This is a genomic window from Caulobacter sp. BE264, assembly GCF_031457805.1.
Lineage (GTDB): Bacteria > Pseudomonadota > Alphaproteobacteria > Caulobacterales > Caulobacteraceae > Caulobacter.
This window is the reverse complement of record NZ_JAVDXI010000002.1, coordinates 470,902-490,399: the sequence shown is the minus strand read 5'-3', so window position 1 is coordinate 490,399 and position 19,498 is coordinate 470,902. Positions and strand designations below refer to the sequence as shown.

19 protein-coding genes and 2 pseudogenes are annotated in these 19,498 nt (G+C 68.6%); 3 read left to right on the top strand and 18 right to left on the bottom strand.

Annotated elements, in window-relative coordinates:
• Nucleotides 1-7: 7 nt before the first annotated feature.
• The 6 genes from J2X45_RS07580 to J2X45_RS07550 all read right to left on the bottom strand — a co-directional run bounded on the left by J2X45_RS07580 (nt 8) and on the right by J2X45_RS07550 (nt 5,590).
• On the bottom strand, nt 8-859 hold the full coding sequence (locus J2X45_RS07580) for an SDR family NAD(P)-dependent oxidoreductase (RefSeq protein WP_310213280.1): 852 nt from the start codon (nt 857-859) through the stop codon (nt 8-10).
• A gap of 335 nt (nt 860-1,194) precedes the next feature.
• A complete protein-coding gene (locus tag J2X45_RS07570; RefSeq protein WP_310213278.1) occupies nt 1,195-1,902 on the bottom strand; it encodes a WbqC family protein in 708 nt (235 codons plus the stop codon).
• Nucleotides 1,899-3,170, bottom strand: coding sequence for a flagellin modification protein FlmF (locus J2X45_RS07565; RefSeq protein WP_310213277.1), 1,272 nt, complete (start codon nt 3,168-3,170; stop codon nt 1,899-1,901). Before J2X45_RS07565 ends, J2X45_RS07570 begins: the two co-directional genes overlap by 4 nt.
• Nucleotides 3,167-3,814, bottom strand: coding sequence for a class I SAM-dependent methyltransferase (locus J2X45_RS07560; protein ID WP_310213275.1), 648 nt, complete (start codon nt 3,812-3,814; stop codon nt 3,167-3,169). Before J2X45_RS07560 ends, J2X45_RS07565 begins: the two co-directional genes overlap by 4 nt.
• Before the next feature lie 79 nt (nt 3,815-3,893).
• The gene (gene pseG / locus J2X45_RS07555; RefSeq protein ID WP_310213272.1) at nt 3,894-4,877 is read right to left on the bottom strand and encodes a UDP-2,4-diacetamido-2,4,6-trideoxy-beta-L-altropyranose hydrolase; all 984 of its coding nucleotides are present in this window, start codon (nt 4,875-4,877) and stop codon (nt 3,894-3,896) included.
• Entirely contained in the window at nt 4,874-5,590 is a 717-nt protein-coding gene (locus J2X45_RS07550; protein ID WP_310213270.1) for a cytidylyltransferase domain-containing protein, read from the bottom strand. Before J2X45_RS07550 ends, pseG begins: the two co-directional genes overlap by 4 nt.
• Nucleotides 5,591-5,773: 183 nt before the next feature.
• Here J2X45_RS07550 and J2X45_RS07545 point away from each other — a divergent pair, with 183 nt between their 5' ends.
• Entirely contained in the window at nt 5,774-7,735 is a 1,962-nt protein-coding gene (locus J2X45_RS07545) for an ATP-binding protein (RefSeq protein ID WP_310213267.1), read from the top strand.
• A 67-nt stretch (nt 7,736-7,802) separates the two neighbouring features.
• Here the strand turns inward: J2X45_RS07545 and J2X45_RS07540 are convergent.
• The 11 genes and pseudogenes from J2X45_RS07540 to J2X45_RS07490 all read right to left on the bottom strand — a co-directional run.
• A pseudogene (locus J2X45_RS07540) lies at nt 7,803-7,916 on the bottom strand (hypothetical protein); the annotation flags it as partial.
• A 3-nt stretch (nt 7,917-7,919) separates the two neighbouring features.
• Nucleotides 7,920-9,086 (bottom strand): mitochondrial fission ELM1 family protein, encoded by a 1,167-nt coding sequence (locus tag J2X45_RS07535; protein ID WP_310213263.1) that lies wholly within the window; start codon nt 9,084-9,086, stop codon nt 7,920-7,922.
• Nucleotides 9,087-9,200: 114 nt separating this feature from the next.
• Nucleotides 9,201-9,674: a transcription elongation factor GreA gene (gene greA / locus J2X45_RS07530; protein WP_062095643.1), complete on the bottom strand. Its 474-nt coding sequence runs from the start codon at nt 9,672-9,674 to the stop codon at nt 9,201-9,203.
• 154 nt (nt 9,675-9,828) lie between these two features.
• Complete coding sequence (locus tag J2X45_RS07525) at nt 9,829-11,433, bottom strand: methyl-accepting chemotaxis protein (protein WP_310213259.1); 1,605 nt, start codon at nt 11,431-11,433, stop codon at nt 9,829-9,831.
• Nucleotides 11,430-11,786: a hypothetical protein gene (locus J2X45_RS07520; protein ID WP_310213256.1), complete on the bottom strand. Its 357-nt coding sequence runs from the start codon at nt 11,784-11,786 to the stop codon at nt 11,430-11,432. Before J2X45_RS07520 ends, J2X45_RS07525 begins: the two co-directional genes overlap by 4 nt.
• 156 nt (nt 11,787-11,942) lie before the next feature.
• The gene (locus J2X45_RS07515) at nt 11,943-12,551 is read right to left on the bottom strand and encodes an OmpA family protein (protein ID WP_310213253.1); all 609 of its coding nucleotides are present in this window, start codon (nt 12,549-12,551) and stop codon (nt 11,943-11,945) included.
• Nucleotides 12,548-13,174 carry a hypothetical protein gene (locus J2X45_RS07510; protein ID WP_310213251.1) on the bottom strand — a complete coding sequence of 209 codons (627 nt, stop codon included), beginning with the start codon at nt 13,172-13,174 and terminating at the stop codon, nt 12,548-12,550. The genes J2X45_RS07515 and J2X45_RS07510 overlap by 4 nt, the downstream gene beginning before the upstream one ends.
• A 184-nt stretch (nt 13,175-13,358) precedes the next feature.
• Complete coding sequence (locus J2X45_RS07505) at nt 13,359-13,787, bottom strand: VOC family protein (RefSeq protein ID WP_310213248.1); 429 nt, start codon at nt 13,785-13,787, stop codon at nt 13,359-13,361.
• A gap of 63 nt (nt 13,788-13,850) precedes the next feature.
• Nucleotides 13,851-14,513 (bottom strand): glutathione S-transferase, encoded by a 663-nt coding sequence (locus tag J2X45_RS07500; protein ID WP_310213245.1) that lies wholly within the window; start codon nt 14,511-14,513, stop codon nt 13,851-13,853.
• A gap of 126 nt (nt 14,514-14,639) precedes the next feature.
• Entirely contained in the window at nt 14,640-15,341 is a 702-nt protein-coding gene (locus tag J2X45_RS07495) for a DUF998 domain-containing protein (protein WP_310213243.1), read from the bottom strand.
• 49 nt (nt 15,342-15,390) lie between these two features.
• Nucleotides 15,391-17,130 carry a M20/M25/M40 family metallo-hydrolase gene (locus tag J2X45_RS07490; protein ID WP_310213241.1) on the bottom strand — a complete coding sequence of 580 codons (1,740 nt, stop codon included), beginning with the start codon at nt 17,128-17,130 and terminating at the stop codon, nt 15,391-15,393.
• Nucleotides 17,131-17,536: 406 nt separating this feature from the next.
• Here J2X45_RS07490 and J2X45_RS07485 point away from each other — a divergent pair, with 406 nt between their 5' ends.
• Entirely contained in the window at nt 17,537-17,782 is a 246-nt protein-coding gene (locus J2X45_RS07485) for a flagellar hook protein FlgE (protein ID WP_310213609.1), read from the top strand.
• 49 nt (nt 17,783-17,831) lie between these two features.
• Nucleotides 17,832-18,363 (top strand): annotated as a pseudogene (locus tag J2X45_RS07480) (DUF559 domain-containing protein).
• Between the two features lie 84 nt (nt 18,364-18,447).
• Here the strand turns inward: J2X45_RS07480 and J2X45_RS07475 are convergent.
• On the bottom strand, nt 18,448-19,488 hold the full coding sequence (locus tag J2X45_RS07475) for an alcohol dehydrogenase family protein (RefSeq protein ID WP_310213239.1): 1,041 nt from the start codon (nt 19,486-19,488) through the stop codon (nt 18,448-18,450).
• Between the last annotated feature and the right edge of the window lie 10 nt (nt 19,489-19,498).

Below are 19,498 nucleotides of genomic sequence, written 5' to 3'. Positions count from 1 at the left end.
GCCGTCGTCAGATCAACCCCAGCCGCTTGCCCGTGGCCTTGTCGATCGTGCGCTTGGGCAGGATCTCGGTCATCAGCACCTGCATCGGCGAGGGCGAGACCACATAGCGGACCTTGGGCGCGGGGGCGGTCAGGGCCGTGGCGATGGTCTCGCCGATCCGCTCGGGCGGCAGGCCCGACTTGCCCAGGCTCAGCATGAAGCCGCGCATCCGCTCCAGCGCCTTGGCGTAGGGCGTGTTGGCGTAGCGGGCGACATCGACCTGCTCGGCCTTGTCCCAGATCGGGGTGGCCACCGCGCCGGGCGCCACCACCACGACGTCGACGCCGAACGGCAGGAGCTCGCGGCGCAGCGACTCCGAAAAGCCCTCCAGGCCGAACTTGGTCGTGCAGTAGGGGCCCATGAAGGGATTGGCGTTGCGCCCACCGACCGACGAGATGTTGACGATCCGGCCAGGCTCGCTGACCCGCTCGCCGCCGGCGCCCAGCAGCGGCGCGAAGGCCTGGGTGGCGTTCAGCACCCCAGTCAGGTTGACCTCCAGCTGGTGGCGGAATTCCTCGACCGGCAGGTAGAGCAGGGGACCGGCCACGGCGATCCCGGCGTTGTTGACGAGACCCGCCAGCGTCTTGCCGCCCAGCGCCGCCTCGACCTGCCTGGCCCCGGCGCGCACGGCCGCCTCGTCGACCACATCGAAGATCAGCGGGGTGAACGCCTCGCCGAACTCGGCCTTCAAGCGCTCGCCGTCGGCGGCCTTGCGGACACTGCCGAAGACGTGGAAGCCCCGACCGATCAGCACCTTGGTCGCCGCATGGCCGATGCCGGTTGAGACGCCGGTGATCACGACGGATTTTGACTTGGCCATGTGCGGTTTCCTTCCCCTGTTGGCAGGGAAGATGGGCGATCTGAACAGTGTTCGCTAGGGGGGCGGATCGCGAGAGGCCAGCCCAGAAGCAGACGCTGGCGATTTCCGTGATGGGTGGGTTTTCGCCCTAATATCTACCGTCATCCCGCGCTTTATGCGCGGGACCCATGGTTCAGCTTCCGCGTGAGAGCATAGGTCCGCACTTCACTTGCGGCGGACAGATGGGTCCCGCGCATAAAGCGCGGGATGACGATGGCTGTTGGCGCGAAAGCGGAAGCCGCAAAGGTCCGACCAGGGCCGCCCCCGGCCCTAACGCCCGTCCCCACTTGCGCCCTCTACCCCCGCACCAGCCCCCGCATCCCGTCCCAGCCGACGTTCATCAGCGCATCGACAAAGCCCATGTACGGCGTGAACGGCTCGCGGCCCTGCGGGTATTCCACCAGCTGGAACGGCTGGAAGCGCGCCGGGAAGTCGGCGGCCTGGAAGACGCCGTCTTCCTCCATGTAGTCGGCCGAGCCCATCGGCGAGATGTATTCCTCCGCCTCGACCGCGCGGCAGATCGCCAGGAGATGCTCGGACCGCGCGCCCGGCGCCTGGAGGTCAGAGGCGCGGACGAACGCCGGGGTGATCCCCAGCTGCGCCGCGGCCGCCTGGGTTAGGCCGCAGGTCAGGTTGGCCAAGCCCCCGTCGCGCTCGCGGGCCAGTTGTTCGGTCATGAAGGCGAAGCCCTGCGCGAAGAACGGCCGCTTGCCATAGGCGTGGCGGATGGCGGCCAGGTGCTTGTCGCGCCAGGGCTGGCTGTCGTCGATCTGGATGGCGCGGATGGGCGTGTCGCGGTCGTGCTTCTTGACCGGCACGGTCAGCATCAGTTCGCCCTGGGCGGTCAGGATGCGGTTGCGCGACTGCCACGAGCGGCGGGCGAACTGGACGTCGTCCAGGAACACGAACACCGAGGCGGCCGCCATCAGCTGGAAATAGCCCAGATACGGCAGATAGGTCGGCTGCATGATCGCCGCCGTCCGGGGAGGCGATGCGGCGCTCATCCGGCGCGGGCGACGGCGGGCGCGGCCAGATCGCGGGCGCGGGCCAGGGCGGCGTTGACCTCGGCCAGCTTGGCGGCCTTGGCGTAGGGCTCCCAGGCGCCGGGGATGAAGCGGTCGCCGAAGCGCTCGGTCAGCTTGCTGCGCAGGGCTTTCAGCCCCGCGATGGCCTCCAGCGAATGATAGATCCAGCGCGGCTGGGCGTCGGCGTGGACCATCGGGCCCAGGCTCAGGGCGCCGAAGCCGGACAGCAGGGTGCGCAACTCGCCCGGCAGGGTCTTGAGGTCGGCCTCGCGCACGCACTCGGCCACCACCAGTTTCGCGCCGCCGCTCTCGTAGAGATAGGCCCGGAAGGTCGCGCCCTGGGCGGTGAAGTTCTGGACATAGAGGGGGCAGGGCCCGTCGAAGGCCTCGACCTCATAGACGTAGGTGAAGAAGGTCTTCTTCACGAGCGTGGGCGTGGCCAGACCCATCGGCTTGAACAGCGGGGTCGGGTTGGCGGCCCAGACGATGGTCTCGTCGGCGGCCGTTTCGGCCAGCAGCTGGCGCGGCGGGACCAGGCAGTTGAGCGCGACCTTGACGCCCAGCTTGACGAGCGCGCCGTGCAGGTCGTCGAACAGCTTGGCGAAGCCGCCCTCCGGCAGGCTGGCCACCAGGTTGGCGGTGCGGCCCGACAGGCCGCGCGGGATGGCGTAGAGCTCGTCGGTCCAGGGATCGCTGGCCTTGGCGCGGGCCAGGGCCGTGAGGTCGGCGGCGGCCGGGAACACCCGGTTGATGGCCATCGGGATCACCGCGTCGCCGTGCACCAGGGCGGGGTCGGCGCCGAGGTGCCAGCGGACATAGTCCTCCAGCGTGGCGGCGATCTCGGGCGGATAGGCGGCCAGGCGCGCGGCCAGGCTGTCGTCGGCCGGCGCCTTGACCCTGTAGGCCGGGCAGTCGACCGCCGGCCCGCCGAAGTCCCAGGTGAAGACGCGTCGGCCCTCGAAGTCGGCGCTCATCGAGCCGAAGCGGTTGTCGAAGGTCGTAAAGCGCGCGCCGTGGGCGGTCAGGGTCTGGACGATGGGATCGCTGTCGCCGCCGAAATAGACGCAGCCGTCGCGCATCTCGCGGCCATGAACCACCTTGGGCCGGGCGACGCCGCCCAGGGCCTCGAAGCGTTCCTGCAAGGTGATGTCGCGCCAGCCCAGGCGATGGGCCTCGAAGGCGGCCAGCACGCCCGTCAGGCCACCGCCGATGATGCGGATGCGTTGCGAGGTCGAGGCGGGGCTCACGCGGTCGCGCCCCAGACGACCAGATCGCTGTTGGGCGAGACCAGCACCCCGTTCTGGATGTTGTCGAACGACACCTTCAGGGCGGTGGGGTCGATGAGGCCCAGCTCGTCGACGAGGCGGCGCACCAGGCCGTCCTCGGTGTAGAACAGGTTGAAGAGGCCGTCCTCGCCGGTCTCGGGCGTGACCAGCCGCCAGCCGTTGGGCTCTTCCTCGACGCCCTTGCCGCAGCGGTAGTCGTCGATGAGGCGGGTGCGGACGAACACCTCGGCGCGGGGCGCCAGGCGCATCCGGGCGGCGGTCAGCACCGCATTCGCTTGGGCGCTGGTCAGATAGCAAAGGAGGTTGGGGATCAGCAGCACATCGATCGGCGTCGCGCCGAGGTCGGGCAGGCCCTTGGACAGGTCCGCCTCGATCAGGGTGACGGCCTCGCCCAGGTTCCAGCGACAGTCGGCCAGGGCGGCGGCCGAATAGTCGACATTGGTCAGGTCCCAGCCATAGGCGGCGTAGAGCGACAGGTTGTTGCCCGTGCCGCCGCCCAGCTCGACGACCCGGCCGGTGCGCTGGTGCAGGCCACGCTTGAAGAAGTGCCGGGCGATGAACTCGTCCGGATATTTCAGACCGCGAATGTCGGGCAGGGCGCGCATGGTGGTCCGGAGAATCGGGCCGAAGCAGCGAACAACCTGTTAACGATGATGGCGCGAGGCGGGATGTCGCAGGGGGCGCTTACATCAGCCCCCAAAACGCCTCCGCCACCCGCTCGGCCCCGCGTCCGTCGCAGACCGTGGCGCTGGCGGTCGAGAGCGTCGCGCGGCGATCTCCGTCGGCGATCAGGCTCTGCGCCTGGGCGACGAACGCCGTCTCGAAGTCCGCCGCGTTCACATCGACGCACGGCGTCACGCCGGCCGCCTCCAGCGCGCGGGCGGCGGCGATCTGGTTGTCGGCGAGGATCAGGGTCAGGGCCGGCAGGGCCAGGACGCAGCGCTCCCATGTGGTGGAGCCGCCGGCCCCGATAGCCAGTTCCGCTTCCAGCACGAGGCGCGGCATGTCCTGGGCGTCGACGTGCAGCACAAGGCGCGGGTCCTCGTCGGCCAGGGCGCGCAGGGTCGGCAGGCTGGGCGCGGCGGCGCCGACGACGAGATCCAGCGTGACGTCGCCCAGGATCGGCGCGAGCAGCGCGACCACCCGGCCGGTGATCCCGCCGACATCGGTCATGCCCAGCGACACCAGGATCCGCCGCACGGGTCCGCGCGCGGCCCGACGGGCGAGGGCGGCCTCGCGCAAGGCCACGAAGGCCGGACGCACCGGCGCATGGTTGGGGCCCAGCAGCAGCCGGGCGTGGGCGGGGACGAGGCCCGCATAGTCTTCAGGCCGCCGCGCAGGTCCGGCGTCCAGCACCAGGTCGGCGGCCAGCGGCCGGTCGGCGAGATCGTCGATGACCAGGGTCGGGCGACCCTTGGCGATCGCGCGGTGGTCGTCGGCGGCCAGGGCGTAGCTGTCGAAGACCACGGCGTCGAAGGGCTCGGTCGTCTCCGTGCGGGCCATGTCGGGGCCGAAGGCGTCCAGCACGCCTGCGACCTCGGGCGTGCTCAGGAAAGCGCAGGCCGCCCCGCGCGCCGCGAGCGCTCGCGCCAGGGTCAGAGACCGCATCACGTGGCCCCCGCCGATGCTGGGACCGGCCGCGCAGACGAAGACGATGCGGCGCGTCATGCCCGCCGGTCGCCGCCGTAGTCCAAGAGGTCCGGCCGCCCGGCGACGAAGGCGCGGATGTCGTCGGAGGTGAACGCGCGGTTCGTCGGATAAAGCGCGTCATAGACCGCCGCGACAAAGGCGTAGTCGTCGGGCCGGTCGACGGTCCAGCGCACCGCGCCCTGGTCGGGGAAGCACGGCAGCCAGGCGCAGTTCCAGCGCTGCGGCTGGTTCCACAGGTCCCAGGTGACGTGCTCGAAGGCCTCCTTCGTGGTCGCGTCGGCGGCCGCGCGGCGCAGGGCGGCGGCGGTCATTACCTCGACGTCGGTGCCCTTGGGGTGGGCGTGGCCCTCGGGCGTGTTGCTGACATAGTCCGCGCCCTTGGACAGACACAGGTTGATTGTGGCGTCGATCAGGGTCGGATCCGCCAGCGGACAGTCCGCGGTCAGGCGCACCACGTGGTCGGCCGGATGGGCGTCCAGCGCCCCGATGAAGCGCTGCTGGACGTTGTCCAGCGAGCCGCGAAACACCGCGATCCCTTCTCGCCGCATCGCCGCCTCGATAGCGTCGTCCTCGGGTCGGTCGGAGGTGGCCACCACCAGCTTGTCGATCCGCTGGGCCCGCGAGACCCGCTCGATCTGCCGCACGATCATCGGCTGACGCTGGATCGGCATCAGCACCTTGCCCGGCAAGCGGGTGGAGCTCATGCGGGCCTGGAGAATGGCGAGGATCATTCGCCGATTTCACGCAGGTTCGGGCGTGGTGGCAAGGGTGAGTCGTCGGGCCGGGGCGTCACGCGCCTCTCGGCGGGCGCGCCGGACAAATCGACGCATCGCCGACTTCCATGCACTGTGTTCAACCTCGTTAAGGGCCTTTGTGGGCTTGTTGTCTGGACCGCACACACGCTGTGAGCCTTCATGAACGCCGCCAGTCCCGTGGACACACTTGCCGTCGACGCCGTTCTGCAACAGGCGCTTGAGGCGGCGCCCGAGGGGTTCGCGCTGTTTGACACCCAAGATCGCTGCGTGTTCTGGAACGCGCGCTATGGCGAGATCTGGGCCAAGTGGGGCGTCACCCTGACGGTGGGGGGCGGCTTCGAGAGCCTGCTGCGCGCGGGTCTGGCGGCGGGGCGCTATCCCGAGGCCGACGACGACCCGGCGGCTTGGCTGGCCCATCAGCTCGCGCGGCGCAAGCTGGACCACATCGAGGAGATCCGCGAGGAGTTCGGAGAGCATCTGCGGTTCGAGAGCCGGCGCACGCCCGCCGATGGCCTGATCACCACCTGCTTCAACATCACCGAGCTGCGGCGGCGGGAAGCCCAGGCCCTCGCGGCCGGCGCCTTTCTGGACACCGTCGTCGAAAACACGCCGGCCATGCTGTTCGTCAAGGAGGGCGAGACGGGCAAGTTCCTGCTGGTCAACCGGGCCGCCGAAGCCCAACTGGGCGTGCCGCGCGCCGAGCTTCTGGGGAACAGCGACTACGACTTCTTTCCCAAGGAACAGGCCGACGCCTTCGCCGCCGCCGACCGTCAGGTGATCGACAGCGGCCAGCTCTTTACGATCGACGAAGAGCCGCTGGACACGCCGCACAATGGCCGCCGGTGGCTGCACACCCGCAAGATCGCCATCCCGGGCGAGGACGGTCGCCGCCACCTGCTGGTGATCTGCGAGGACATCACCGAGCGCAAGGCCAGCGCCGCAGCTCTGGCCGAGGCCGTGGAAAAGGCCGAGGCGGCCAGCGTCGCCAAAAGCGAATTCCTCGCCAATATGAGCCACGAGATCCGCACGCCGCTGAACGGGGTGATCGGCATGGCCGAGGTGCTCAGCCGCACCGCCCTGGACGACGCCCAACGCGAGATGATGGAGGTGATCCTCAACTCCGGCCGGGCGCTGAGCCTGCTGCTCAGCGACATTCTCGATTTATCCAAGATCGAGGCCGGGGGGCAGGAGCTTTCGCGCGACCCGCTGGAGCTGCGCGAGGCGATCACCGCCGCAGTCGCCGTCTTCAAGGCTGTCGCCGAGAGCAAGGGCCTGGCCTTCCGGCTGACCTTCGCCGACGATTTCCACGACCATGTCCTGGGCGACGCCCTTCGCATCCGCCAGATCGTGGCCAATCTGACGAGCAACGCCGTCAAGTTCACCGCGTCGGGATCGGTATTGATCGAGGCGCGGACGCGGGTCGCAGATGACGGGCGGATCGCCCTGACCGTCAGCGTCCAGGATACCGGCGAGGGCTTTGACGACGCGGCGGCCGATCGTCTGTTTGAGCGCTTCCAGCAGGCCGACGGTTCGGTGACTCGCAAGGTCGGCGGCACCGGGCTGGGGCTGCCGATCGCGCGGCGTTTGGCGCGCCTCATGGACGGCGATGTCTCCTGTTCGGCCCAGACGGGGGCGGGCGCCACCTTCCTTTTTGAGGCCCGCTTCGCCGCGGATGGCCGCGGGGCCCAGCCGCAACCCGTCGATCCGCGCGGCGATCAGACCTTGGATCGTCGCCTGCGGGTGTTGCTGGCCGAGGATCACCCCACCAATCAGAAGGTGATCACGCTGATGCTGGCCGAGGCCGCCGACGTGGTCGTGGCCGTTGATGGCCGCGCGGCTATCGAAGCCTATGAGAAGGACGCCTTCGACGTGGTGCTGATGGACACCCAGATGCCGGTCATGGACGGCCTGGCCGCCATCGCCGAGATCCGCAGGCGCGAACGCGAGGCCCAGGGCCGGCGCATCCCGATCATCTCGCTGACGGCCAACGCCATGCCCCATCAGGTCCAGGCCTGTCTCGAGGCGGGCGCCGACCTGCACCTGGCCAAGCCGGTCAGCATCCAGGGCCTGTTCGCCACGCTCAGCGCGGCGTTGGAGGCGCGTGCGGGCGAGGTGGGGTAGGCGTTTTCCTCACCCCAGTGCGGCTCTTCCTTTGCTTTAGGGCGTTGAAATCAAGCGTGATGCGTCATGGGAATCCTCGTCCTTCGATAAGCTCAGGATGAGGATTTTGAGTGAGCCGAGGCCGACAGTCGTCCTCACCCTGAGCTTGTCGAAGGGCGAGGGCGCCCCCACGACCTTCCAAGAATCAGGCTTTCGGTTTAGCCGCCCGGGGCTTGCGCGTCTTCGGCGGTGCGGGCGCATCGGGGGTCTTGGCTTCGGCCCCGGGGCGGGCCTTGGGCTTGGGTTTGGCCTTGGGTTTGGCCTTCGCCTCCACCGCCGGTTCAGGCTCCGCCGCCTGCGGAATCTCCACCCCGATCCTGGCCAGCACCTCGCGGGCGGCGCGGTCGGTTTCGTTGACCGGTTCGTAGGTCCAGCCGTGGAAGGCGCCGCCGTAGGGGCGGGCCGCGCCCTGGCGTTCCAACTCCTCGTGGAACATGCGGAACTTCAGGCTGGAGCCGTCCATCTTCAGCACGAACACCGGCTTGCCGGTCGAGGCCGCCTCGGTGGCCATGTTGGTCGAGTCCTCGGTGACGAGAACGTAGTCGGCGGCCGCCAGGAAGGCGAAGTAGGGGTTGGGGCCCTCGCCGTTCCAAACCACGCCCGGCAGGTGGCGCAGGCGGGCGGTCATCAGGGCGCGGGCCGTCTCGGGCGTGCGGCGCGAGAAGGTCATCAAGAGGCTGCCCCCGTCCTGCTCCAGCGGGATCTGGATCGAGTGGGCGATCTGGGCCGCCCGTTCGCTGGAGAGGTCAAAAGCCTTGGACTTACCGCCGACCAGCACCGCCACGCGCGGCCGGGGCAGGGGATCGATCAAGGCCTTGAAGGCCTCGTACTCGGCCGCCAGTCGCTGCGGCGTCACCCGGTGCGGCGAGCCGGTGATCGGGAAGATGTTGTCGCCCGACATCCGGTCGTGCTTGGGCGGAATCACCAGGTCGAACATGTGCGGCGGCACGCGCGGGTCCTGGATCTGGACGACGAAGGTCTTGCCGCCCGACCAGCGCTTGGCGCGGATCGACAGGGGTAGCGTGGCGCGGCCCGCGGCGATCCAAAGGTCGGGCCAGTCGTCGGGATTGCGACTGTCAGGCAGACCGCTCTCCGGCGTCAGCCAGCGCCTGGGCAGGAGGTTCAGCCACCAGGGCAGTCGGCCGGTGTTTCCACGCCAGCCGACCCGCTTGATCGTAACCTCGCAGGGGACCAGGCGCGACAGCGCTTCGGACAGGCCCACAACCTGGGCCTCGATACCGGCGCGACCGTCCGAGACCGCCCAAACCTTAAGGGGCGAGGTCTTCGACGGAGACGGTCTAGCCTTGGTCAAGTCATTGATCCCGAAAGCGCCAAGCACGCAGGCGGCAAACGAAACAAGGCCGCTAAGCTAGCGGCCTCGCTCCATTGAACCCGACTTGTGGCGTTGCTGAGGCGGAGGGCCGCCTTACAGCCACTCCACCTTGAGGATCTCATAGGCCTTCACGCCGCCGGGCGTGTTGACCTCGACCACCTCGCCGACTTCCTTGCCGATCATCGCGCGCGACAGCGGCGAGGACAGCGAGATACGGCCCGACTTCACGTCGGCCTCGTGGTCGCCCACGATCTGGTAGCGCGCCTCTTCTTCGGTGTCCTCGTCGACCACCGACACGGTGGCGCCGAACTTCACCTGCTTGCCCGAGAGCTTGGACACGTCGATGACCTGGGCGCGGGCGATCTTGTCCTCGATCTCGGCGATCTGGCCTTCGATCCAGCCCTGACGCTCCTTGGCGGCATGGTACTCGGCGTTTTCCGACAGGTCGCCATGCGAGCGCGCCTCGGCGATCGCGGCGATCACCGCCGGTCGTTCGACGGTCTTCAAACGCTTCAGTTCTTCGTCGAGGGTCTGATACCCCGCGACGGTCATCGGCACTTTTTCCATTGCGGATTTTAGCTCGGACGCCTTGGGAGGAAAGTCTTCCAGTCGCGGGCGCGCACAACCGGGGGCTGGGAGGATAGGCGCCCGGTTCCGCTAACGCAAGGGGGGCAAGCTTGAGCACGCACCGGCGCGGCGCGAACGGGCGCCGCGCCGCAGTCTAGGCGACTCGCCGCTGGGAGTGCTCGAGATGACCTCGGGGCAGGTCGAACTGGCGCACCAGCTCGGCCAGCTGGGCGGCGTCGGTGTTCAGGGTTTGGGTGGCGGCCGAGGTCTCTTCGACCATGCCGGCGTTCTCCTGCAGCACCTGGTCCATCTGGTTCACCGCGCCGTTGATCTGGGCCAGGCCGCTGGCCTGCTCCTGGGCCGAGGCGGCGATGGTGCGGACCAGGCCGTCGATCTCGGCGATCTGGGCGACGATTCTCTGGAGCGCCTCGCCCGTGCGGGCCACCAGACTGACGCCCGTTTCGACCTGCTGGGTCGAGTTGGAGATCAGGGTGCGGATTTCCTTGGCGGCTTCGGCCGAACGCTGGGCCAGGGCGCGGACTTCCTGAGCGACGACGGCGAAGCCGCGTCCGGCCTCGCCAGCCCGGGCCGCCTCAACGCCGGCGTTCAGGGCCAGCAGGTTGGTCTGGAAGGCGATCTCGTCGATCACGCTGATGATCTGGCTGATCGACTGCGAGGACTCCTCGATGACGGTCATGGCCGAGACAGCCTGCTCGACCACCTCGCCCGAGCGCCGAGCGTCTTCGCGGGCGCGACTGACCACCTCGGCGGCCTTGTTGGCGCCGGTCGCCGTCTGGCCCACCGTGGCGGTGATCTCGTCCATCGCTGCGGCGGTCTCTTCCAGGCTGGCGGCCTGCCGCTCGGTGCGGCGAGAGAGGTTGACTGTAGCGTCGGCGATCTGATCGGCGTTGGCGCGCACGCCGCTGACCCGCTGCTCGATCACCGAAAGGGCGTCGGCAAGGCGGCTGGCGGCGGTGTTGAAGTCGCTGCGCAGCGGCTCATAAGCCTCGGCGAAGCGGTCGGTGAGCCGCAGGGTCAGGTCGCCGCGCGCCAGGTGCGACAGACCTTGGCCAAGAGCGGCGACTGCGTCGTCGCGCTGGGCCGCCTCGCGCTCGCTGGCGGCGGCGGCGCGGGCGCGGGTTTCCTCCTGCTGGCGATGCGCGGTCTCCGCGGCGTCATTGGCGGCGCGTGCTTCGCCGACGGCGTCCTCGGCCTTGGCCCGTTCAGAGGAGGCGATGGCGAACATGTTGTTGACGCTGGCGGTGATGGCGATCAGGGCGCTGGCCTCGACGATCAGGATCACCGCGTGGACGATCACCCGGCCCAGATTGGCCGAACCCGGGAACACCAGGCTGGGCGCCAGGTAGGACAGGCCCAGATGGTGCACCGCGACGGTCGCGGCGGCGGCGGCGATGACCACCCAGTCGCAGTAAACGACAAGCACGGCCAAGGCGGCGAAATAGGCCATGTGCATGTCGGGCTGCCAGGCGTGACCCCCAAGAGCCGCCACCAGCAGCGACACCTGCGCCATCAGCGCGACGCCGACCATGGCGCGTCCGCCTGATCCTTGGCCGCCGAACTTCCAGGCCAGCGTCGCGCCCGTCGCGACCACAACTGCGGCCAGCGCCACGCCCAGGATCGGCTCCTGTACGGCCAGGCGCGCGCCCAACACGATCGGGACCATCAACCAGGCGAGGGCGATGATCAGCTTCCCGCCGACCTGGCGTTGGGCGTCGAGGCTGGAGAAGGTGATGTTCATGACGTGGTAGGCTCCGAAGCCGGACGCGCGCAGGCGCCGGCGAGGGCGGGATCAAGCAATAGCCACGCGCCGGCGGTCCGGGCGCGCTGGTTCAGCGTGGCGGGGTCGCCGCGCAGAATGACGATGAAGGCGGCGCCGCCGGCGCCGGCGATGTCGCCCGCCGCGCCAGCCGCGCCGACCACGCGCGCGGCGTTCCACCAGGGGGGAAACACCGCCACGACGCGGCCGGGCGTGCGCGGCTGGGCGTCGACGGCGACAGCCGCGAAAAGGCTCAGGATTATGCCTAGGGTTGAGAACGCCAGCGGCCCGACGACCGCTTTAAGGCGGCGGGTCGTCGGGGCTTGAATGCTCACAGGGCGCGATCTCCAAAGGACAAGCGGATTATCCGCGCGATCCTTGTGGATAAGTTGCGCCATTAGGCCTTTTTAGACGGTTAATTTCCGTCAATGGCGGCGCTTGGTCGCAGCGGCCGGCGGGGTCTTGATCGAGGTCAAGGTTGGGCGTGCGCGTCAGGCGCCTACCACGATCTCTGCGCGACGGTTCTGGGGTTCGGGGACCTGGTCACCGGTGGAGACCGCAGGTTGGCTTTCGCCCTTCCAGTCGACGATGATCGTCGAAACGGAGACCCCTTGCGCCACCAGCGCGTCCGCGGTCGCCTTGGCCCGTCGCTCCGAAAGCCCGAGGTTGTAGGCGTCATCGCCGGCGGTGTCGGCATGGCCGACGACCAGAACCCGGGTCGCACCGCCTTGCGCGGCGTAGGCGGCTGCGGCGCTTAACACCTCCCGTCCGGTCGCGCTCAAAACGGCCGAGTCGAACTCGAAATAGACGATGAATTCTCGCGACGTGACTGGCGGCGGCGGCGGCGGCGGGGGAGGAGGAGGCGGTGGAGGTGGAGGTGGAGGTGGAGGTGGAGGTGGAGGTGGCGGCGGAGGCGGAGGCGGAGGCGGAGGCGGAGGAGTCGTCGGGCCGCTCACGACCGCCTGAACGATCGCCTTAGCGCACTCGATCGGCCGGACCAGGCAGGAACCCAGTTTCTGAAGGCCGGTTTCGGCGCGGGCGGTCGAGGGCGCGCCGAGGGCCAGAACGGTCGCGACGAGCGGAACCAGCACCAGTCTCATACCGCTTTCCCTTCGATCCGGCCGATCAAGGCGACGAGTTGCACCAGGATGATGAAGAGCGACACGCCCGCCGACGCCACCGCCACGCGCCAGCGCGCCAAGGCGCCGTCTCGGCTGAGCATCCGCGGGAAGTAGATGATGGCGACGGCCAGCTGGACCGTCACCGCGCCGAAATAGGCGTAGCCCAGATGGGCCCGGGTGTTGTTGTCCAGATCGACCCAGAACCACGACAGCTTGTTCATGACATAGGCCGCGTAGCCGCCCAGGGCGTAGGCCACCGGCATGACGGTGAGAGTGACCAGCAGCGGCGTCATAAAGTCGACGCCGGACCGCATCACCACCAGCAGCAGATGCAGAAACAGAGCGATCGCCAGCCAGTAGGCGAACTTCACGAAGAGCTCGATCGCAAAGGTCTGCGCGGTCAGGTCCGTCTCAGCGACAAACTTGTAGCTGAGGAACAGGCCGATCGAGGCGCTGATCAGCGCGTAGATGACGATCTTGCCCTCGGGGTTCTCGACGTTGGTGCTGGGCTCGCTGCGTTTCCGGCGGAAGAAGTCGAGCAGATACAGCAGGTATTCCCGCGCATACTTTTCAGCGAAACTGAGCGCCCTCTCCAGATCCATGCCCGCCCTCGCGTCGCTACGCAGAACGAGGTTACGTGAATGTGAGGAGGATGCAAATCAGTGTCGCATCGCAAGGGGCGACCGCTCTGGACGCGCGCCATCGCAAGGATGGAAGCGCTCTAACCTTATGAAATTGCTGTTGGTCTGGGCGAGTGGACTCCTCTCGCCCAGACCAAGCGCGCGGTCAGCCTTGCTTGGAGGTCGTATTGATCATCCACGGAATCCCGAACTTGTCTGTGAAGCTGCCATAGCCCGGCGACCAGAAGGTCGCGGCGAACGGCATGCCGATCTGGCCGCCTTCCGACAGAGCGTCGAACACGCGGCGGGCTTCGGCCGGATCATCGGTGTGGAAGGTGACGTCGAAGCCGTTCTTGGGCTTGTCGATGTTGGGGGCGAACTCGGGCGGCATGTCGGCGCCCATGATCGACTGGTCGCCCACGTCCAGCCAGGCGTGCATCAGCCAGTCCTTGTACTTGGGGTCCATCGGCGGGCCGTCGGGAGGGCCTTCGCCGAAAGGATAGGCGGCCGTGATCTGGCCGCCCAGGACCTTGGCGTAGAACTCGAAGGCTTCGCGACATTGGCCCTGGAAGCTGAGGCTGGTGACGATCTTCATGGGGTTGCTCCGCTGTGTTCGTCCAAGCTAACCGGCGCGCGTGACGGTTTGCGGCAGCAGGCGTCAGGCGTAGTCGTAGGGGCCGCCGCGCTCCAGAGCCCGCTGATAGGCCGGACGGGCGTGGATGCGGTCGAGGAACGCCTTGATCCGTGGGCGATCAGCCGCGCCTGCGCGCTGGGCGGCGGCCTCCAGCGGGAAGCTCATCATGATGTCGGCGCCGGTCAGCTGCGCGCCGGCGAACCAAGTCGACTTGGCCAGTTCGGCCTCCCAGTAGTCGATGTGGGCCTTCACCTGTGGGTCGACGAAGCCCTTCAACGCACGGCCGGCGATCGACTTGACCACGCCCTTCATGAGACCGGGCGCGCGGTCGGGCAGGGCGGTGAACACCAGCTTCATCAGGAGCGGCGGCATGGCCGAGCCCTCGGCGTAGTGCAGCCAGTAGGTGTAGCGCAGGCGCTCGGGCGTGCCGGGCGTCGGCATCAGGCGGCCACCGCCGTACATGGCGATGAGGTACTCGACGATCGCGCCGGTCTCGGCCAGCACCGTGTCGCCATCGGTAATGACGGGCGACTTGCCCAGCGGATGGATCGCCCGCAGTTCCGGCGGCGCCAGCATGGTCTTGGCGTCGCGCTGGTAGCGCTTGATCTCGTAGGGCAGACCCAACTCCTCCAGCAGCCACAGCACCCGCTGGCTGCGTGAGTTGTTGAGGTGGTGGACCACGATCATCGCAGGTTCCTTCATGTCGGATGGCGCGCGGTCCGACGATGGGGCTGGGTTCCGGTTTCGGCAAGATTCAACCGTGCGCGACGGTCATCTTCAGACGGCGCTGCGTAGGTGGACTCGGCGCGCGGTTCAGGCCGAGGCGGTCTCGATCTCGTCCATGACCGCCGTGCGCCAGCCTTTCTCGAGGGTCCAGGCGGCGATGCCCAGCCACAGCAGGCCCAGGAACGCGTGGCCGCGCTGCCAGTAGCCGACGTCGTGGCCGGTGCGGACGTTCCAGACTCCGGTCAAGAGGGCGAAGACCAGCAGCAGGCCCAAGAACCAGCCCAGGGAAAAGTGCGCCAGACGCCGGTAGTCGGGCTTGCCCCACAGGGCCCAGGCGGCGAACAGCGGCGCGAACTGGATCCCCAAGCCCACGCCGCAGGCGCGGTGCATGGGATCGGGCCAATGGAAGATCCCGGCGAAGATCGCGCCCAGGCCCGTCAGCGCCACGAACAGGCCGGCGAAGGCCGATACGACCCGGCGCCCGCCGGCGTGTTCCAGCGCATGGGTGAAGCCAGCGCCGGCGAACAGGCCCGCGATCCCGGCGATCACCATGCCGTAGTTGAAGATCTCGGGCATCGGGGCCTCGGGGCCGCCGAGCTCGCTGATGAACTGCGCGCCCGCGTCGAAGCCGGGAAACAGCTGCTGCGCCAGCCACACGTCGGCCACCATCAGGGCCGGCGCGATCACGCCGATCTTCAGGTAGGCGCCGGTGCGGGCGGTCACGCGTGGGATATCCGGATCACGAAAAAGAGAGGGCGGCAGAATCTCTTCCGCCGCCCTCCGGGTCAATCACTCTCATCCGATTTTCCCGGCGAAGCCGAGGAGATCGGGAAGGGACCTACTTCGCCGCCGACGGGTGGCCGGCCGGGGCGAAGGCGGCGCCGAAGAAGTCGCCCTTCTTCCAGGTCGGACGGGCCGGGGTGTTGGCCAGTTCGCGGGCGATCTCGTAGTTCACCAGCGCGAAGCGCGCGGCGGCGTCATAGTCGATCGGCTGCTTCAGGTCGTCGGCGGGGTTGTGATAGTTGGTCTTCAGGAAGGTCGTGAAGGCCTTCTCGCCGCCGTTCTTGAAGCCGGTCATCAGGAACACCGACGGCACGCCCTGCTCGACGAAGCGGTAGTGGTCCGAGCGGGTGAACAGGCCCTCTTCCGGCAGAGGATCGCCCGACAGGCCGATGCCGACACGGCCCGTGGCGCGCTTGACGACGTCGCCGATGGTCGAGCGGTCCGAGCCGAACGCGATCACGTCGCTGAACGGATACAGCAGCACAGGCATGTCGAGGTTCACATTGGCCGCGATGTCGGCCTTCTTCACCGTCGGGTTGTTGGCGAAGTAGTCCGAGCCCACCAGGCCCTTTTCCTCGGCGGTCACCGCCAGCAGCACGATCGAGCGCTTGGGGCGCACCTTGCTGTTCTTGAAGCCGCGCGCGACCTCCAGCAGGGTGGCGATGCCCGAGGCGTTATCCAGGGCGCCGTTGTTGATGGCGTCCTCGCCCGGCTTGACGTTCGGCCGGATCCCGATGTGGTCCAGGTGCGCCGACAGGATGATCGTCTGGGCCTTCAGAGTCGGGTCCGAACCCTCGATCACGCCGACGACGTTGCTGCTTTCGCTCTTCTGGATTTCGGTCTTCAGCTCGATCTTGACCTTGGTGGCCAGGGCGAAGCCCTTGACCGCGCCTTCGGGCTTCTCGGCCTCGGCCATGGCGGCGTCCAGCGAGCCCGCCGCGCCGGCGAACAGCTTGGCCGCGCCGGCCTGGCTGAGCGAGGCCAGCGCCGGGGCGCCCGGCGCGCGGATGGCGCCGACGTCCTGGGCGTTACGCCATACCACGCGCCAGCTCTTCATGCCGGCCACGCCCGCCTTGAACGGGCGACGCTTCTCGCCGCTCGGGGTCGACAGGGTGATGACGCCGATCGCGCCGCGCTTTTCGGCTTCGGCGCGCTTGGTGTTGGGGCTGCTGAGGTGGGCGCGCTCTTCGGTCTGGATCGAGGCCGGGGCGCCGCCCAGCATGACGACGATCTTTCCCTTCACGTCCAGGCCCGCATAGTCGTCGCGGTTACGGGTGGCGTCGACCACGCCATAGCCGACGAACACTACAGGCGCTTCCACCGTCAGGTCGGCGGCCTGGGCCTGCGGCGTCGGCAGGAAGTCTTCGCCATAGGTCAGGGCCACGGCCTGGCCGTCCGCGCCGGTCACCGTCATGGCGCCGTCGCTGGCCGGGCGGAACGAGATCAGCGGGACGCGCTGGAGGTAGCCGCCATTGCCGGCGGCCGGCTTGACGCCCAGCAGGGCGTACTGGGCGGCCACGTAGTTGGCGGCGATGTCATAGCCGCGCGTGCCGGCTTCGCGGCCTTCCAGCAGGTCGTCGGCCAGGAAGGCCATGTGCGTCTTGATGATGTCCGCCGACGGCGTGAAGTCCGAAACCGGCGCGGCCTTCTTGATCGCCTTCGGGGCCGCCTTCGGGGCGACCTTCGGAGCCACCTTCTGGACGGCGGCGGGCTGGGTCGGCGTCTGCGCCAGGACCGGTTGCGCGACCATGAGCAGGGCGGCGCTGGCGAGCGCGGCGCGACGGATAAACGACATGACTTAGGACGCTCCTCGGGCGTGTAGCCAAAATTATGATTGGTTCCGGCGGCGAACTCGCCCCATTCCCCCGCGTCGCGGAACCCCAAGTCCGGAACGGCGGCGAACCATGTCGGCCCTGTGACAGCTTGTCGAGACAGGGGAGTCTGAACGTTTTGTAATCTTGGGCAGGTTTTGGCGCGAAGACCGACGTTGTCGCCAGCGGCTTCCTTCGGAGTTGAAGCCCCTGCAAGCGCCAGCCGCCAGAGGGCGGGGCGGGGGAAGATCCCACCCCTCCGGCAGGCTCACGTACGGCCCGGAGCGTTAACGCGTGGCAAAAAACATGACCGAGCCATGAATTTTACCATCTCTCCTCGCCAGGACTTAACCCAACCCGTCGGATAACCTTGGGTAAGCAGAGAGGACACTGTCCATGCAGGCCCTATCCATCGCCGCCTCGGGGATGCTCGCCGCCGCCGACCGGCTCAGCGCCAGCGCCCAGCGCGTCGCCGCCGGCGATCAGCAGGCCGAGAAGAACGCCCAGGCCGGCGACGTCGACTACGTCAAGGAGCGGGTCGAGCAGATCGGCGCGTCCACCGACTTCAAGGCCAGTGCGGCGGTCGCCCGCACGGCCGACAAGATGACCGGCGCTCTGCTCGATATGAAGGTCTGAGCCTCGACGCCAGCGAGACCGGGTTCGAGCCCGTCCATCCCTTCCGGACATGTGTCCGGGCGATGGGCTCCGCCCGCCGGACGCCTGCACGCGCCCCCCATTGCAGCGGGCGTCCGGTCGCCGCCTCCCGCTTTGCCCCCTAGTCTTGCGGGAGGCGGCCCCAATTTTCAGGTTGAGAATGTTCCTGTATTGTTCCGTTTGTGGCGGGGCGATCTCGACAGCTCGACTTCGCGCGGCGTCTGCGGCGCGACGCGCCCGCGATGGAGCGGGTGCTGTGGCGGCTGTTGCGAGACCGTCGCCTCGATGGCCTCAAGTTCCGCCGCCAACTGCCCATCGGCCGCTATGTCGTCGACTTCGCCTGCCTGCGCCATCGGCTGATCATCGAGGCCGATGGGCCATTTCACGATGCGGCGCGTGACGCCGAGCGTGACGCTTGGTTGTCGGCACAGGGCTTCCGCGTGCTCAGATTCAAGAACGACGAACTCAACACCCCCGACCGCGTCCTGGGGCTGATCCTGGAAGCCTGCGCCGTTCCCCCTTCTCCCCTTGCGGGAGAAGGTGTCGGCGAAGCCGACGGATGAGGGGTTGAAAGATCTGTCCGGAGAGCGCGGCGCGACCCCTCACCCGGCCCTTTGGGCCACCCTCTCCCGCAAGGGGAGAGGGGATCACCCCGGCGTCAGCACCATCTTCAGCGCGCCGGCTTCGCGGCTCTCGAACAGGCGGTAGGCTTCCGCGCCCTCGCTGAGCGGCATCCGGTGGCTGATGTATTTCTCGGGCCGCAGTCGTCCCGAGCGCACCAGGGGGAACAGCGCCGGCAGCTCCTCGGGCACCGAGCAGGTGCCGACCCGGAACGTCAGACCCGCTCCGAAGGCGCGCTCCAGAGGGAAGGCAAAGCGCTTGGCCTGCTGTACGCCGATCACCGACACCACGCCGCGCGGCCGCACCAGGCGCAGGGCCGCGTCGACCGTGGCCTCGCCGCCGACCGCCTCGATCACGCAGTCCAGGCCCCGGCCCTTGGTGTCCTCGCGCACCCGCGCCAGCGCCTCGTCGGGATGCAGGGCGATCGCGCCGGCCTCTTCCGCCAACGCCCGGCGGGCGGGCAGGGGATCGATCGTGTAGACGACGTGCGCGCCCATCACGTAAGCGCTCTCCACCGCCATCAGGCCGATGGGGCCAAGGCCAATCACCGCCACGCTCGAGCCCGGCCGCACCTCGGCGTTGCGCGCCCCGAACCACGCCGTGGCCAGGGCGTCGGTCATCATCAGCGCCTGGTCCATCGAGACGCCGTCGGGCACCGGCACGGCGTTCATGTCGGCGGCCGGCACGCGCACCGCCTCGGCCTGCGAGCCCTGCAGCCGCGCCGACAGGCCATAGCAGGCGCCCTGGCCGTTCTCGCAGGTCTGGATCACGCCCGACAGGCACGAGCGACAGCGCCCGCAGCCCACCGCGGCCGGCAGCATGACCTTGTCGCCGACCTTCAGCCGCTGGACGCCGCGCCCGACCTCGACCACCTCGCCGACCGCCTCGTGACCGACGCAGAACCCTAGGTCCTCCGAGAAGCCGTGGCCGTGATAGATGTGCAGGTCCGAGCCGCAGATCGAGCAGGCGGTGACCTTGACGATCGCGTCGCGGTCCGACTGGGGCGCCGGATCGTCCATGCTCTCGTAGCGGACGTCACGGGCGCCGTGGTAGCGCAGGGCTTTCATCGTCTCTCTC